A 14,979-nucleotide genomic window follows, 5' to 3' on the forward strand; every position below is an offset into this window, starting at 1 on the left:
TCTGTCTTGGATTCAAGTGGATCTGGCCCTGCCCGATTGGCTCAATTGCTGCTATTAAAGTTCACTGATACCATTGGATACTTGCGCTGGCCAATGGAATCAAGTTTTTTCCCGGAGCGGCAAGTGCATCCGAGGCGCGTCTCGAACGCCGATCCATCAGGCGCCGATGCGCTCCTCGGGCTGACAACCGGCAGTTGCGACCCGATCACGCCGTTCGCGGGGACGATGGGTGCGATCCAGCGAACTTGTCTTGTCGAGTAACGCGGATTCTACACCCAGCGGTTTCCCCCGCGGAGCGCGACAAGGTAGACCACGCGGCCGGTGCCATCTTCGCCGCTCCGTAGCAGCCCCCCTTCGCTTGGACGGGGGCACCAAACGCGGGAGCCCATCAGGTCCCGTCTAACGATCGTTCATGCGCGCGTGCCCGTTTTTAAGCCCACCGGCCGAGCGGACAGTGCCGACGCCCTTAGCCCACTTGTGCTGAGCGAAGCCGAAGCATCCCGAGCCGATTGGCGACGTGCCGAGCCGCCCGCGAGGCTTCCCCGAGGAAGCCCGTGGCGAGGCGCCCAACCACGGGTCACGCGCCGTGGTGTGTGAGAAGGAACAACATGAAGAGAATGCTGATCAACGCAACTCAGCCGGAAGAGTTGCGCGTCGCGACCGTCGACGGCCAAATACTGTACAACCTCGACATCGAATCGCCCGGCAGGGAACAGAAAAAATCAAATATTTACAAAGGCATAATCACAAGAGTCGAACCTAGCCTGGAAGCCGCATTCGTCGAATATGGCGCCGACCGCCACGGCTTTCTGCCGCTGAAGGAAATCGCGCGCGCCTATTTCGAGCCGGACACCACCAAGGCCGGCACCCGCGTCAGCATCAAGGACTCGGTCCGCGAGGGCCGCGAGGTCGTGGTGCAGATCGACAAGGAAGAGCGCGGCAGCAAGGGTGCCGCGCTGACCACCTTCATCTCGCTGGCCGGGCGCTATCTGGTGCTGATGCCGAACAATCCGCGCGCTGGCGGCGTCTCGCGGCGCATCGAGGGCCAGGATCGCAACGAGCTGCGCGACGCCATGAGCCAACTCGTGATCCCCGAGGACATGGGCCTGATCGTGCGCACGGCGGGCGTGGGCAAGAATGTCGAGGAACTTCAGTGGGATCTCGACTACCTGCTCCAGCTCTGGAAGGCCATCGAGACCTCGGGCGAGGGACGCAAGGCGCCCTTTCTGATCTATCAGGAAAGCGATGTCATCATCCGCTCGATCCGCGACTATCTGCGCGCGGACATCGGCGAGATTGTGATCGACGACCCGGAGGTCTTCGAGCGGGCCGAGAACTTCATTAGCCAGGTGATGCCGCAGAATCTCAAGAAGCTGCGCCTGTACGAAGACGAAGTGCCGCTGTTCACCCGTTACCAGATCGAGAGTCAGATCGAATCCGCCTTCCAGCGCGAGGTGCGCCTGCCCTCGGGCGGCTCCATCGTCATCGATCACACCGAGGCGCTGACCTCGGTCGACATCAACTCGGCGCGCTCCACCAAGGGCGCGGATATCGAGGAGACCGCGCTCAACACCAATCTGGAAGCCGCCGACGAAATCGCGCGACAACTGCGTCTGCGCGATCTCGGCGGACTCTTCGTCATCGACTTCATCGACATGACCCCGCCCAAGAACCAACGGGCGGTCGAGGACCGGCTGCGCGACGCGCTCAAGCAGGATCGTGCACGGGTCCAGGTCGCGCGCATCTCGCGCTTCGGCCTGCTGGAAATGTCGCGTCAGCGTCTGCGCCCCTCGCTCGGCGAATCCAGCCAGCGGGTGTGTCCGCGCTGCAAGGGTCAGGGCACCATCCGCGGAGTCGAATCGCTGGCGCTGTCGATCCTGCGCATCGTCGAGGAAGAGGCGATGAAGGAGAACACCCAGCGCATCGTCGCCCAACTCCCGGTCAGTGTCGCCACCTTCCTGCTCAACGAGAAACGCCGTGCGATTCTCGACATCGAACATCGCCAAGGCGCCGAGGTGCTGCTGCTTCCCAACGAGCATCTGCAGACCCCGGACTATCGCATCGAGCGCGTGCGCGTCCAGGACACAGCCAAACCGGACGAGCTGCAATCGAGCTACGAGCTGACCGCGCCCCCCGAGCCGAGCGCCGCCCCCCTGTACGCCAAGCTCGACGCGAAACTCGGTCAGCCGGACCGCCGCGAGGAGCCGGCGGTCAAGCTGGTCACCCCCAGCACCCCGGCGCCGCAGCGCGATGCCTCGCGCATGCCGGCACCGGCCGCGACGCGCAAGGAGCCTGAACGCAGCGAACCGGAAAGCCTGCTGAAACGCATTTGGACCGGCCTCTTCGTGCCCCGCGCGCCGGATGCCGAAACGCTGTCTTCACGCGCCGGCAGTCTGGAAGACGCGACCGATACCCATCAGCCGGCCCCGGCCAGACAACAACCGCAGAGCGCGGACCGGGATCCGCAGCCACAACGCCAACGCTCCAGCAGCGCGCATCGCGACGATCGATCAAGCCCCGGCAGATCGCTCCAATCCCGCGAAGACCGCACCCGCGGCGGCCGTTCGCGCAGCGATCAGACACCCGCCGGCGCGGACCAGAGCGATCAGGAAAGGCGCCACCGAGACGACCGGGGGGAGTCGGCAAAAGCGGCGGACGGCGACGAGCAAACCCGTGGCACCCGTGCGGGCGAGCCGCGCTCGCGCCGCGGCGGCACACGCGGACGTCGCGGTCCTGGCGATACGCGCGGCACGGCACCGCGCGCGGAAGACCGGGAGCCCCGTCAGGGCGAGGCTGCTTCCTCGCACGTCAATCCAGCGCCGGTTGAAAAAGACGGAAACGTGCCGTCGGCCACGTCCGCAACCGGCGCCGTCTCCACGTCAGCATCCCAGGATGCGAACGGTCAACGGTGGTGGGAGTCCCCACAGGATGCGTCGGAGGAAGAGACCTGGTCCGAATCCACTCCACAGGCCAATGGCGCTTCGGACGCGCGAGCGGAAACCGTCGACCTGGAGCCAGGCGAACGCGACGCGGGCGAGGAAGAGACCGATGCCGCCTCGGCGGGCACCGCCCGGCCACGCTCCTCGCGGCGTCGGCGTGGCGGACGCAATCGCCGCCGGCCTCAGACCAACCCGGAGGCATCCGCGGGCTCGGAGGCGCATGACCCGACGCAGAGCGATGACCCTGAACGCACCCACGACAGCGCGCCCGAACCCGCTGCGGAGTCGGTTTCGGAGCCGGCCGAGGAGCTTGCTCGCAGCCATCATGAAACCTCGCCCGAGCCAATGACCGCGCCGGACACACCCGTATCCGCGCCGCAACCAACGCCCCAGGCGTCAACGCAGGAGCCGCACACGCCCAGCGCGCAACCGGAACCCGCCGAGACGCAACCATTGCTGCAAGCCATGCTCCCGATACCGGAACCTGTACCGACATCGGAACCCGAACCCATACCGGAGCAGGAACCGGCACGAACTCCGGAGCCCGTCGCTAGTCCGTCCCTCCCGGAGACGACCGATCAAACCGGGAGCGCACCCGCGCCCGCGCACAACCTGCCGAGCGACGCGACCGCGGCGGAACCGCAGGGAATCGATGCTCGCTCAAGTGACGAGGAACCCGCCCCGAGCCAACCCGAGACGCACTCCAGCGATGCGGAACCGGCGCCCAAGCCGATCGTCGTCGCGCAAGAGGAACCGGAGCGGACCGCCAGCGGTTCCTGATCCTGTCATGAAACCGCGTCGCGCCGATCGGCTTTCAAGATCGGCGAGGCGTGAAAAGGCTGCATAACGACGTTTTTCACTCTGGAAGCGGTTTCATGCCAAGACTTTTCCTCGCCAGCACGGCGCGCCTCGTCGCGCTGATCTACCGCAACTATGTCCCCGCCAAGGGCGCGGGACGGCCAAGTCTGCGACGCCAACTCATCATGACGGCGTTCATCCCGCTCTTCGTCCTGGTCCAGGGTATCCACTGGTTGGGTTTTCTGCTCGATGAAATCTTCTTTTCCGGCTACCGGCGGGTCACGATTCGCGAGCCATTGTTCATCCTTGGCGTCCCACGCAGCGGAACGACCCATCTCCATCGCGTCCTGGCCGAGGACGATCAGTTCACCACCTTCTCGACCTGGGAATGTCTGTTCGCGCTCTCGGTCACCGAACGCCGTTTCTGGCTCGAGCTCGGCCGTCTGGACCGGCGCATCGGCCGCCCACTCGGACGTCTGCTCGACGGGCTGGAGAGCCGCGTCTTTAACGCCATTGAGAACGTGCACAGCATGCGGTTAAGGGATCCCGAAGAGGATTACTTCGCCCTGATGCCCGTGCTCGCCTGCTTCATCCTCATCCTGCCCTTTCCCCACTCGGACTTTCTCTGGCGCATCGGCACCTTCGACCGCGACCTGCCGGACGCGGAGCGTCGCCGTCTGATGGACTTCTATCGCCGCTGTCTTCAGAAACACCTCTATGTCCATGGCCCCCATAAACGTCTGCTCTCGAAGAACGCCGCCTTTGCCCCGCTCGCCGGCAATCTCGCCGCCCATTTCCCGGACGCCCGCTTTTTGATCTGTCTGCGCGAACCCGCACAGACGCTACCCTCTCAGCTCAGTTCGATCGAGTCCGGGATCCGGTTTTTCGATGCACGCTCGCTCGTGCCGGATCTGTCCGAGCGCCTTACCCGACAACTGGGTTTCTATTATGCTAATCTCCAACGCGCTTTTCAGGACGCGCCCGACGACCGCTGCGCCTGGGTGACCATGCCGGTCTTGAAGGCCGACCTGACCGAGGCGATCGCACGCATCTACGCGCAACTCGGATTGATGTTCACGGCCGATTTCCAGGCGAAGCTGAGCCGGCAGGGAGCCAAGGCCCGGCACTATCGCAGCAATCACCGCTACAGCGCGGAACGGCTGGGACTCTCGCCGGAGACGATCGATCAGGAGTTGGGCGAGCTTTACCGGACGCTCGCGGCGCGTTCCGTCCAGGTGGTGGGCGTCACGACGCCCCGCTCGGGGCAAGCCCCTGGAGATGACTCCTGGCAGGTATCGACGCCGTCGGCCAATCCGTTATCCGACGATCGCCAACGCACTTCGTCGACCAAGGAGCCCGCGCCTTCATGCTGAATCTGTCCGCCACGGAGCGCCAACTTGAAACCTGCGCGCCAACGGATGCGCGCGACCTGCGGGTTGCCATCGTGTCCGACGCCGCGCCCGAGCGCAACGGCGTCGGCGCCTATTACCGCGATCTCGCCGACCACCTCAAGGCCCGCGGTGCACAGGTCGGCCTGATCGCGCCACGCTATCGCACCGGAACCTGGCATGGCGGATTCCGGCTGCCGCTCCCCGGCGATCCCACGCAAAAGATTCTCGTCCCCTCCTGGTCGCGCGTGAGCCGACGGCTTGACCGCCTGCGCCCCAACGTCATCGTGGTACCGACACCCGGTCCCTATGGCATGCTTGGCATGCATCTGGCCGGACGCCTGGGCGTCAACCTGGTGGTCGGTTTCCACACCCATTTCGAGGCACTGACCGACCTGTTTCAGCATTGGGGACTACGCGCCCGCATCGCCAACGCCTATCTGCGCACCTGCCATCGCCTGCTCTTCCGCCACAGTCGCCTGGTGCTCGCCAATTCCACCGACATGATCGAGATTGCCCGGGAAATCGGCGCACTGCGGATCGGCCTGATGGCCACGCCCATCCCAAAACGCTTCCTCGACCGACCGGTCGTCGACGCCAACCCCAACCTGAAGCGGGTTCTGTTCGCCGGCCGTCTCGCCCCCGAGAAGAATCTCGACGTCATCGTCGAGGCCGCGCGCCGCCTGCCCGACATGGAGTTCCTGGTGGCCGGCGATGGCCCGCTGCGGCCCTGGCTGGCGGGACACTGCAACATGCTACCCAATCTCAATCATGTCGGATGGGTCAAGCGAGCCCGTATTCTGGCGTTGATCGATAGTGTCGATGCACTGGTGCTGCCTTCCAAAATCGAGTCCTTTGGCACCATCGCGCTGGAAGCCATGGCACGCGCGCGCCCCGTGCTGGTCTCGCCGGCCTGCGGCATTCTGAGTTGGGAACTGCTGAATCGCGGCATCTTCCAGATCCGCGACGACGAACACCTGGCCGACACCCTCGCGCGCGTGCGCGACCTCGACCCCGCGATCCGCGAGCGCAAATCGCGCATCGCCCGCGAAGCCGCGATCGAAATCAACCGGCGCAATCTGGAGCACTGGCTCGGGGTTCTGCGCGGCAACCATGACAGCACCATCGATGTCGAGCACTGAAGCGTCGCGCCGCGAGCGCCACCGATGGGTCCGCGCGCTGGTCTCGGTGCATGATGTCATGCCCGAGACGCTGCCCCAGGTCAACCGCATCCTCGCGCTGCTCGCCGCCGAGCAGGTCAGCGCGGTGACGCTCCTGGTCGTGCCAGGCGCCAGTTGGACAGCCCGCGACCTGGACACCCTGCGCGACTACGAGGCACGCGGCTACGAACTCGCCGGCCATGGCTGGCGGCACCGGGTGGAGCGCTTCGGCGGACTCCGCCATCGGCTTCACGGCCAGTTCATCTCACGCAATGTCGCCGAGCACCTGGCGCTCGACAGCGCGGGCATCATCGACCTCATGGGTCGCTGCCATGACTGGTTCGCGCAGCAGAACCTCCGCGCACCCTCGCTTTACGTCCCCCCCGCCTGGGCCATGGGCGACATCGAGCGCAGCGCGCTCGCCGAATTGCCTTTCCTGAGCTACGAACTGTTCTCCGGCATCCTCTCCGCCCAAACGGGACGTCTCCATCCCATGCCCTTGCTCGGGTATGAGGCGGATACCGCGCTGCGGACGCCGCTGTTACGACTCTGGAACCGTCTCAACCGACACCGCGCCAGAAACAATGGCTGGTTGCGCATCGGCATTCACCCGCGCGACCTCGATTTGCGACTTGCCGAGGATCTACGGCGGGATCTGCGCCAGTTTCGTCTGCATGCCGACTATGCTGCAGTGGGCGACACTGGCATTTAAAGAAACCGCGTCTTCAGATCCGCCAGCAGTCCCCGCGAGGCCGACTCCAGCAGATCGAAGACCCGTTCAAAACCGCGCTGTCCGCCATAATAGGGATCGGGCACATCCCGTACCTGAAGCTCCGGCGCGAAATCCATGAACAGCTTGAGCTTATCCGCCATGCCAGGCGGACAAATCTCGTTCAGGTTTAGATAATTATCCTGATCCATGGCCAGGATATAGTCGAAGTACAGAAAATCCTCGGCAACCGCGCGACGGGCGCGCAAATCGCCGATATCGACGCCCCGCCCCAGGGCCGTTTCGCGGGCACGTCGATCCGGCGGCTCGCTGAGATGATAGGCATGGGTTCCCGCCGAATCGATCTCGACCAGATGCGACAACCCCTCGTCCATGACCATTTGACGGAAAACCCCGTGAGCCGTTGGCGATCGACAGATATTGCCCATGCACACGAACAGGACTTTAACTTTCGCGGTTTTGCTCATCATCGACAGTCACCAAAGAATAGAACGAAACAAGCGCCGTTGAGCGGCAAAGGCGCAGCGAGCATGAAAACGTTAATGCGATTTCCGGAAATCACCTAAAGAAGGCTTACACCGGCGGTCAGGCCGCGGCGACAGCAACCTGCCCCGTCTTATTGCGCCCGCCCCTCCACGGACATTCTCAGGCGCATTGCCTCCCACGCCCTTTTCTGCTTGATCGACAAACCCTGGACGCGCGCCGGATTTGTCGCCGAACTGGCGTGAGGATGGCCGCTGGATCGAGACGCACCGCGTCTTACCTGGCGCCGCACACCCTGTAACTCCCGATCTGATTTTGGAGCAATTCGCGATAACGCGCATCCTGCCGTTGCCGCAGAGACTGAAAACGCATCTCATCTTCGGACGACACCGGTCCGGTTTCCTGTCGAATCGCGCGCCGGTCCCGCTCCAGTTGCAGCCAGCCGGAAGCCGCTCGACTCGCCTGCTGTCCGGTCGCGTCCGCCGTCGCCAGATCCGAGCGAATCGGAGCAAACAAAAAACAAAGTGTTGCGAGAAGACATCTCCGTGTCATTTCCAACCTGATTCGCACTGATTTGGCGCAAAACATGGATTCAGTCATCTGAATTGTGTCGATGTTGACTGATATTTGTGTAGAAAACTGCGCAATGGATATAAAGGAAATTGATTAATTCTACTTTGTTAGCTTGACATAAGCTTATGATTTTCAAATATTATTTTCAGGGAAAATTTTATTTGGAAATGGCAGATCATGGCTAACGCGATTGGTAGCGAAACCGATGCGATGTTAAAAAACATGGTTGGTAACCTCTCCGCTCATCTGGAGGATTATCACGAATTTTTTCAAAACGAAACAGCTGATGGTCATGAACTGAGTCGAGCTTACATCATGGGTCTTCTCAAAACTGAAGCCGGAAAACGGAATCTCGAACGCATCAACGAAGGGTAGTGCCCTTCTCTATATGATTTCACGAATGAGCTTTAACTGAGAGAGTGCTATTATAATGATGGACAAAATGCCAAATAGCTCCAATATGGTTCTCAAGCTTTTTTGAGAAAGAAAGTGCTTTTCGTACGAGCCTGGAAATACGTTGCCTGAGTGTGCAGTTGTATCGTTCGATATGATTTGTCTTTCCCGATTCCTTACCGACAGCGTAATGACGGAATTCTGGAAAAACGGATTGATAAGCTTCCCAAAAATCGGTGTAGAAATCGGCCAATTCTTGATAATCGCGTGGCAATGAATTCCATAATCCTTGCGCACCCTTAATGCCACGAGATCCGATATAAAGTCCGACAACATATCCAGAGTCACGATCTTTCGCGATCCAAACCCATTGTTTTTCATCTTTTTTCAAAACAAATGACCACAGTTCGTCGCACTCGACAACCAGTCGAAAATCAGACAACTTTGGCACGTTTAATTGGCGCGGAACGCCCTCGTATTTTTGATTGACATAGATTTGCAACCAGGATTCAGAGACATTTGCAACACGCGCGATACCAGCAAGCGCAATCCGTTCAAGAAGCAGTCGATCGATCAGCGATTTGGTCTCTTCAGAAATCGCTGAAACTAAGGGGTCAATCACGAATTGACGGCCACATTCCCGACAAAGATGGTTTTGCTTTCCGGTTGCATTAAATCCATTCTTCACGATCTTGGTGGTGTTGCAAGTTGGGCAGTGATTCATGTTTGAATAAATCCAGTCAGATTTTAGATCCTATAGATTGGGGCACTACCCAACGAAGAAATTGATGTGTCCGGTGGTGATGGTTATCAACGGATCCAACAGTTCATCACAGATTCACCGTGGTCGGCGGGAAACCTCATCGGTGCGATCGCCCAAGACACCTCAAGTCTGTATGCGAATCAGCCGAATTATCGCGGTCGGGATGTCGGCTACATCATTGATGAGTCAGCGCATCTCAAGAAAGGCAAGTATTCCGTTGGCGTCGCGCGGCAATATGCCGGTGTCATTGGTAAGGTTGAGAATTGCCAGGTGGGCGTTTATGCCAGCTTAGTTTGGGAATCACAGAGCACGTTAATTAATGAGCGGTTGTTCCTTCCAACGTCCTGGACCGCTGATTTAAAGCGATGTGACCAAGCGGGTATTCCTGAAGAGGCACGTCAGTTTAAAACGAAGATCGAACTCGCACTGGAGATGATTCAATCCGATCTGGCGGCGGGCGTAGACATTGGTTGGGTGGGCGGTGATGGCCTGTACGGACACGGGTTAGAGCTTGGTGTTTCTTTAGATAACATAGGGTTAAATTTTCTGCTTGATGTTCATTGCGATCAGATGATCTATCCCCTCAAACCCATTCTATCGGTTCCGGAATCCGCTGGGCGAGGACGAAAGCCAACCAAACTTCAAGCTGATCGCGACCCCACGCAAGTGAGATGGTATGCCGACCATCTTTATCCTTTCCAATGGCGCACGATGGCCGTTCGCAATGGGGCCAAAGGGCCGATCACGCTGTCCGTTCATACCGCTCCCGTGTGGGTTTGGGATGGCAAGTCGGAGCGCGTGACCGAGCGGGTATTGGTCATCAGCCGAAATCACGCGGACAACAAGATCAAATACTCACTCAGTAATGTCGATTATCGGAGCACCCCGATCGAAAGGCTGGCTTACATGCAAGCACAGCGCTATTGGGTTGAACGGGCATTTCAAGAAGCCAAAAGCGAATTAGGAATGTCAGATTATCAAGTCAGAAAATGGAATGCCTGGCACCACCATATGGCGCTGGTGATGTTGTCGCTGTCCTTTATTGTTAAAGAGCGTCTTTTGCACAAAACCGATTATCCATTGGTGAGTTGCCGTGATCTTCGGCTTCTCATCATCGCTTTACTACTCAACGATCCGGATGCGGTCGAAAAAAGAATCCAGCAAATGCGGGTCAGGCATGAGCAAAGGCGCAAGGATATCGAGCGTTATTACAAGCTGACCGCGACGGGATAGTCAATGCGTTTGAATTAAAGTAACAAAGTAGAATTAAAAAGAAATTTTTATTGTAGATTATTCTGGCACCGATACTGCTTATATTTCATCAAGACCCAGCGTCTTGTTTTCTCCGTATTCTGACCTCCTCAGTGGTGATTAACCCCGCATTCGCGGGGTTTTTTTTACTGAACCGGCGTCAACAAACCGCCACGGGTCAGCAAGACGGGCAAACGCTATCCACTGTCCATGCCCGCCCTTTGCACAGCACGCCACGACGAACACGTCGAGGACGACTACCGTCACCTCATCAAAGCATGGACGGATAGCTGGAAATCCCCGGATTCCCCGCGACATTTTTGAGCTTGGGCGTATTCAGCCGCTCGATCTTGACCGTCTTGACATCGCGCAGATAGGTGGCGACCGTCTCCCAGATCGGCTCGCCCGGCGCCTGACTGCCGACCGTGGCCCAACCGGCGACCACGTAGCTTTTATCGGCATCGATACGGGTGCCATCGTTCAGCGTCATCTCCTGAATCCGCTCGCCCATGCTCGCCGTGGGATCGCAGACATAATCCAGTCCTCCCACGCGCACCATGTCGCCGCCCTGCTGCACGTAGGGATCGGGGTTGAACAGGTTGTCGCCCACATCCTCCAGGATCGCCTTGATCTCGGCGCCGGTCATTTCCCGACGGTAGGTTTCGGGATAGGTGATGCAGGTCTGATCCATCACGTTGTCCATGGTGATCGCCTGACCGGGCAGCACGGTCGTGCCCCAGCGGAAACCGGGCGACAGGCTGATCTGGGCGTCCTGTACCTTGATGAGCGCATCGCAGATGACCTGATCGAAGGTGCCGTTGAAATTGCCGCGCCGGAACAGCGTCTCGCCGGCGGTGGCGAGTTTCTCTTCGAGTTTGTCCCGGTAAGGCGCGCGCACCCCGGCGATGTAGTCGAGCATCCCCTGATCGGGCTTGAGCAGATTCGAGAAGACCGGCAGCAGTCGATAGCGGAAATCGCGCAGCTTGCCATCCTTCACGTCCAGATCCATCACGCCCAAGAATTTACCATTGGAACCGGCGTTGGTAACCAGCGTCTTGCCGCTGGCGTTCTCGACCAGGGTCGGGGCCGGCATACCGTCATGGGTGTGCCCGCCGAAGATGACATCGATCCCGGTGACCCGCGAGGCCATCTTCAGATCCACATCCATGCCGTTGTGCGAGAGCACCACCACCAGATCCGGCGTCTCCTCCTCGCGCACCTTGTCGACCATTTCCTGCATCCGTCCGTCCTCGATGCCGAAGGTCCAATCCGGGATGAACCGCGACGGATTGGCGATCGGGGTATAGGGGAACGCCTGTCCGATGACCGCGACCTTGACCCCGCCGACTTCCTTGACCGTGTAAGGCTTGAAGGCCAGCCCCAGATCCTCGTCGAACCCGGCGAAATCGGCGAAGCGATAATCGAACAGCGCCTCCTCGCGGACCTTGACGTTCTGCGCCACGAAATCGCCCTTGAAGGCGCCGATGTTGCGGATGACCTCGTCATCCCGATAGGTGAATTCCCAGTGCCCGGTCATGACATCGACCCCAAGCAGATTGCCGGCGCCGACCATGTCCATGCCGCGCGTCCAGTAGGCGGTGCCCGAGCCCTGCCAGGTATCGCCGCCATCGAGCAGCAGACTGTTACCGTCCCCGCGCTCCGCGCGCAGACGATCCACCAGCGTTTTCAGATGCGCGAAGCCGCCGACGCTGCCGAATTTCGCTGCGTCCTCGTCGAAGTTCAGATAGGTGAAGGCATGCGCTTCGATGCCACCGGGCTCGATGCCGAAGTGTTTCAGGAATGCCTCCCCGACCAGATGGGGCGCCTTGCCGAACGCGCCACCGATCCCGATATTCACATTCGGTTCACGGAAATGGATGGGGTTCAGTTGGGCATGCGTATCGGTGATGTGCAGGAGCGTCAGGTTGCCGAACTTGGGCACCTCATACAGATCCGTGGGCAGGCGCCTGGCGGCAAAGGTGGATACGGGCAGCATACCGGCCGCGCCGGCCAGCCCCAGGAGTCTGATGAATTCGCGTCGGGAAAGTGACATTGGACCGATTCCTCCGCTTAGTGGTTATGGAATGAAGGCATTGCGCCAGCAGGCGGGCCAGCCATGGCAGTATGTCTGGACTCGCGCCCGGAATACCAGAGACGGCGAACGTCAAGCCATGCTGAGAATTGCTGACGCACGCGGACCATCCGGGCCGGTTTCGGCCTTGACATCAATCCCGATAAACAACACGATTCGGTCGGAAGCGCGTCCAGAGCGACATGCGTGGTCGCGAGTCGCCCCCAAACTCGCGACGGCCAACGGCAATCGGCGACGCGCGGTTGAGCAACACCGAACCAAGCGACCAATCATTCTGCGATGGAGAGCGGGCGATGCACACAAAAAGATCCAAGGAGAACCATGGGTTCACCCTGATCGAACTCATGATCGCCGTGTCCATCGTCGCTATCCTCGCCGCGATCGCCCTGCCCTCGTATCAGGAACAGATCCGGCGCTCCAGACGCTCGGACGGCCAAGTCGCCCTGATGGCGATCGCCATCGCGCAGGAAAAGCTGCGCGGCCACTGCATCCAGTATGCCAGCACCCTGTCCGGCACGGCGAACTGCGATGCGGAGGGAGCGAACGCCGTGCTCGGCATCGACGCGACCAGCTCCGAGGGTTATTACCGTCTGTCGCTCTCCGGGGTGAGTTCCGCCGGATTCACGGCCACCGCAATCCCTACCGGCCATCAGGCGCGTGATACCGCGGGCGACATCTCCTGCAATCCTCTGACCATCGACCAGGACAGCAACCGGGAGCCGAGGGAATGCTGGTGAAGCGGCCCATGGCCTTCCTGCCGCGCGCGCGCGCCACACCCGGTGGGGCGTCTTCGGCGCGCCATCGCGGCGCGACCGGCCCCCGAGGTTTCACGCTCCTGGAACTGCTGGTGACCGTGTCCGTGCTGACCGTCCTGATGCTCATCGCCGTCCCCTCCATGCAGGCCATGCTCACGCGCAATCATCTCAAGGCGGCGGCGCAGTCGATCGCGGAGGATCTGCAATGGACCCGCTCCGAGGCGATCAAACGCAACCGAATCCTGCGGTTCGCCTTCGATGTCGAGCACTGGTGCTATGGCGTCGGCGAGGATGCAACCGCCAACTGCGACTGTCGGCTGGCCCCGGAAGAAGCAGGCGCCTGCTCGCTGAAACGACGCTCCGGGCTCGATTTTCCCGGCATCGGCCTGTCGGCAACCTTTGCCGGCACCCGCTTCGACCCACTCCGCGCCACGTCGAACAACGGCACCTTGACCCTGACCGCCACGAACGGCACGAGCCTGAAAGTGGTGCTGTCGCGCTTGGGCCGCGTGCGGATCTGCTCGCCCGCGGGCGCTGCCGCAGGCTATGACGCATGCGGCACCTGATGCCCCCGGCATGGCGCCACGCTCGCCCGTTTCGCGCCAAGCGCCAGCGGCTGCGTGGCGGCGGCGACCGACCCCGCCAATCCGGCGTCACCCTGATCGGCCTGATGATCGGCATGCTCGTCGGAATCCTGGTCCTGACCGGAGCGCTGTCGGTCTATCTACTGATCGCGAAAGGCGCGCGCGCGAACATCCAGCAGGCGCGTCTGAATCAGGAACTGCGCGCGGCCCTGGAAGTGATGCAGCAGGACATTCGGCGGGCGGGCTATTGGGATTTCGCCGACACCAATCAGGACGGCGACAGCAACGGAGACGGCGCCCTGACCTGGCGCGATCTCGGCGTCAACGCGGGCGGCTCCGGCGCCTTCGATACCAACGGCGACGGCACGACCGACGATCAGGATCTCCATCCCCTCAACAATCCGTTCCAGCGTCAATACGGCCCGATCAACAACGACCTGTGCATCGGCACCGACTCCAGCACCGGAGCCTGCGTCGCCGAGGACTGTACCGCGACGAATGCGACGGGCGATTGCCTGACCGGGATCCAGACCGGAAGCTGCATCACCTACACCTACGACTCGGACCAGGATGGGCGGATCGGCGTGCGCGCCTGCGACCTTGACGCGGACGAGGCCGACTGTCCTCGGCCCGCCGGCCCGCCATTCGACACGGCCAACCACGAACCCTATGCCTGGCGCCCCTGGTATCCGCCCGCCGACGAGGAGAAGACGAAGGCGATCGCCATGGAGATGTTCGGCTATCGTCTGCGTGGCGGCGGCATCGACATGCGCGTCGGCTGGTCCAATCACAGCGATGTCAGCTTCGGCTGCGACAGCGGACGCTGGGAGGGCATCACCAGTTCGGAGATCACCGTCGCCCACCTTGAATTCACGCTCACGACTCTGCTGCGCAACGCCAATCCGGCCAAATCGAGAACCGATACCTGCGCGACCGGCGATCTCTGCCAGCGGATTCGTTCGGTCGGGATCACCCTCACCGGCCATCTCGCCCAGGACGAGAGTACGCGCCAGACCCTCTCCGCGCTGGTCGCCGTGCGCAACGACCGCTATCTCCAGGCGCCCTGAGCC

General features: G+C 61.0%; 12 protein-coding genes. 9 read left to right on the top strand and 3 right to left on the bottom strand.

Annotated elements, in window-relative coordinates:
- Nucleotides 1–608: 608 nt before the first annotated feature.
- From rne to THIVI_RS10610, 4 genes are all read left to right on the top strand, one after another.
- Nucleotides 609–3,719, top strand: coding sequence for a ribonuclease E (gene rne, locus THIVI_RS10595; RefSeq protein ID WP_014778590.1), 3,111 nt, complete (start codon nucleotides 609–611; stop codon nucleotides 3,717–3,719).
- Between the two features lie 95 nt (nucleotides 3,720–3,814).
- On the top strand, nucleotides 3,815–5,110 hold the full coding sequence (locus tag THIVI_RS10600) for a sulfotransferase (RefSeq protein WP_014778591.1): 1,296 nt from the start codon (nucleotides 3,815–3,817) through the stop codon (nucleotides 5,108–5,110).
- Complete coding sequence (locus tag THIVI_RS10605; RefSeq protein WP_014778592.1) at nucleotides 5,104–6,267, top strand: glycosyltransferase; 1,164 nt, start codon at nucleotides 5,104–5,106, stop codon at nucleotides 6,265–6,267. The genes THIVI_RS10600 and THIVI_RS10605 overlap by 7 nt, the downstream gene beginning before the upstream one ends.
- The gene (locus THIVI_RS10610) at nucleotides 6,254–6,997 is read left to right on the top strand and encodes a DUF2334 domain-containing protein (RefSeq protein ID WP_014778593.1); all 744 of its coding nucleotides are present in this window, start codon (nucleotides 6,254–6,256) and stop codon (nucleotides 6,995–6,997) included. The genes THIVI_RS10605 and THIVI_RS10610 overlap by 14 nt, the downstream gene beginning before the upstream one ends.
- On the opposite strand, the gene THIVI_RS10615 is transcribed toward THIVI_RS10610, so the two are convergent.
- Entirely contained in the window at nucleotides 6,994–7,482 is a 489-nt protein-coding gene (locus tag THIVI_RS10615; protein ID WP_041447505.1) for a low molecular weight protein-tyrosine-phosphatase, read from the bottom strand. The genes THIVI_RS10610 and THIVI_RS10615 overlap by 4 nt on opposite strands.
- A gap of 766 nt (nucleotides 7,483–8,248) precedes the next feature.
- Here THIVI_RS10615 and THIVI_RS23660 point away from each other — a divergent pair.
- A complete protein-coding gene (locus THIVI_RS23660) occupies nucleotides 8,249–8,446 on the top strand; it encodes a hypothetical protein (protein ID WP_014778596.1) in 198 nt (65 codons plus the stop codon).
- Nucleotides 8,447–8,465: 19 nt separating this feature from the next.
- Here THIVI_RS23660 and THIVI_RS23665 read toward each other — a convergent pair whose 3' ends face one another.
- Nucleotides 8,466–9,188 (bottom strand): IS1 family transposase, encoded by a 723-nt coding sequence (locus tag THIVI_RS23665; protein ID WP_014776653.1) that lies wholly within the window; start codon nucleotides 9,186–9,188, stop codon nucleotides 8,466–8,468.
- Between the two features lie 66 nt (nucleotides 9,189–9,254).
- On the opposite strand from THIVI_RS23665, the gene THIVI_RS22765 reads away from it, so the two are divergent.
- The gene (locus THIVI_RS22765; protein ID WP_014778597.1) at nucleotides 9,255–10,460 is read left to right on the top strand and encodes an IS701 family transposase; all 1,206 of its coding nucleotides are present in this window, start codon (nucleotides 9,255–9,257) and stop codon (nucleotides 10,458–10,460) included.
- 289 nt (nucleotides 10,461–10,749) lie between these two features.
- On the opposite strand, the gene soxB is transcribed toward THIVI_RS22765, so the two are convergent.
- Nucleotides 10,750–12,531 (bottom strand): thiosulfohydrolase SoxB, encoded by a 1,782-nt coding sequence (soxB, locus tag THIVI_RS10635; protein ID WP_014778598.1) that lies wholly within the window; start codon nucleotides 12,529–12,531, stop codon nucleotides 10,750–10,752.
- A 332-nt stretch (nucleotides 12,532–12,863) separates the two neighbouring features.
- Here soxB and THIVI_RS10640 point away from each other — a divergent pair, with 332 nt between their 5' ends.
- From THIVI_RS10640 to THIVI_RS10650, 3 genes are read left to right on the top strand one after another with little or no spacing between them, the layout of a single operon-like run.
- Nucleotides 12,864–13,307, top strand: a complete 444-nt coding sequence (locus THIVI_RS10640) for a type IV pilin protein (protein ID WP_014778599.1) — start codon at nucleotides 12,864–12,866, stop codon at nucleotides 13,305–13,307.
- Nucleotides 13,298–13,891 carry a GspH/FimT family pseudopilin gene (locus THIVI_RS10645; RefSeq protein WP_014778600.1) on the top strand — a complete coding sequence of 198 codons (594 nt, stop codon included), beginning with the start codon at nucleotides 13,298–13,300 and terminating at the stop codon, nucleotides 13,889–13,891. The genes THIVI_RS10640 and THIVI_RS10645 overlap by 10 nt, the downstream gene beginning before the upstream one ends.
- Nucleotides 13,879–14,976: a PilW family protein gene (locus THIVI_RS10650; RefSeq protein WP_014778601.1), complete on the top strand. Its 1,098-nt coding sequence runs from the start codon at nucleotides 13,879–13,881 to the stop codon at nucleotides 14,974–14,976. Before THIVI_RS10645 ends, THIVI_RS10650 begins: the two co-directional genes overlap by 13 nt.
- The last annotated feature ends 3 nt before the right edge of the window (nucleotides 14,977–14,979 follow it).

Origin of the sequence: Thiocystis violascens DSM 198 (genome assembly GCF_000227745.2) — a bacterium.
Lineage (GTDB): Bacteria > Pseudomonadota > Gammaproteobacteria > Chromatiales > Chromatiaceae > Chromatium > Chromatium violascens.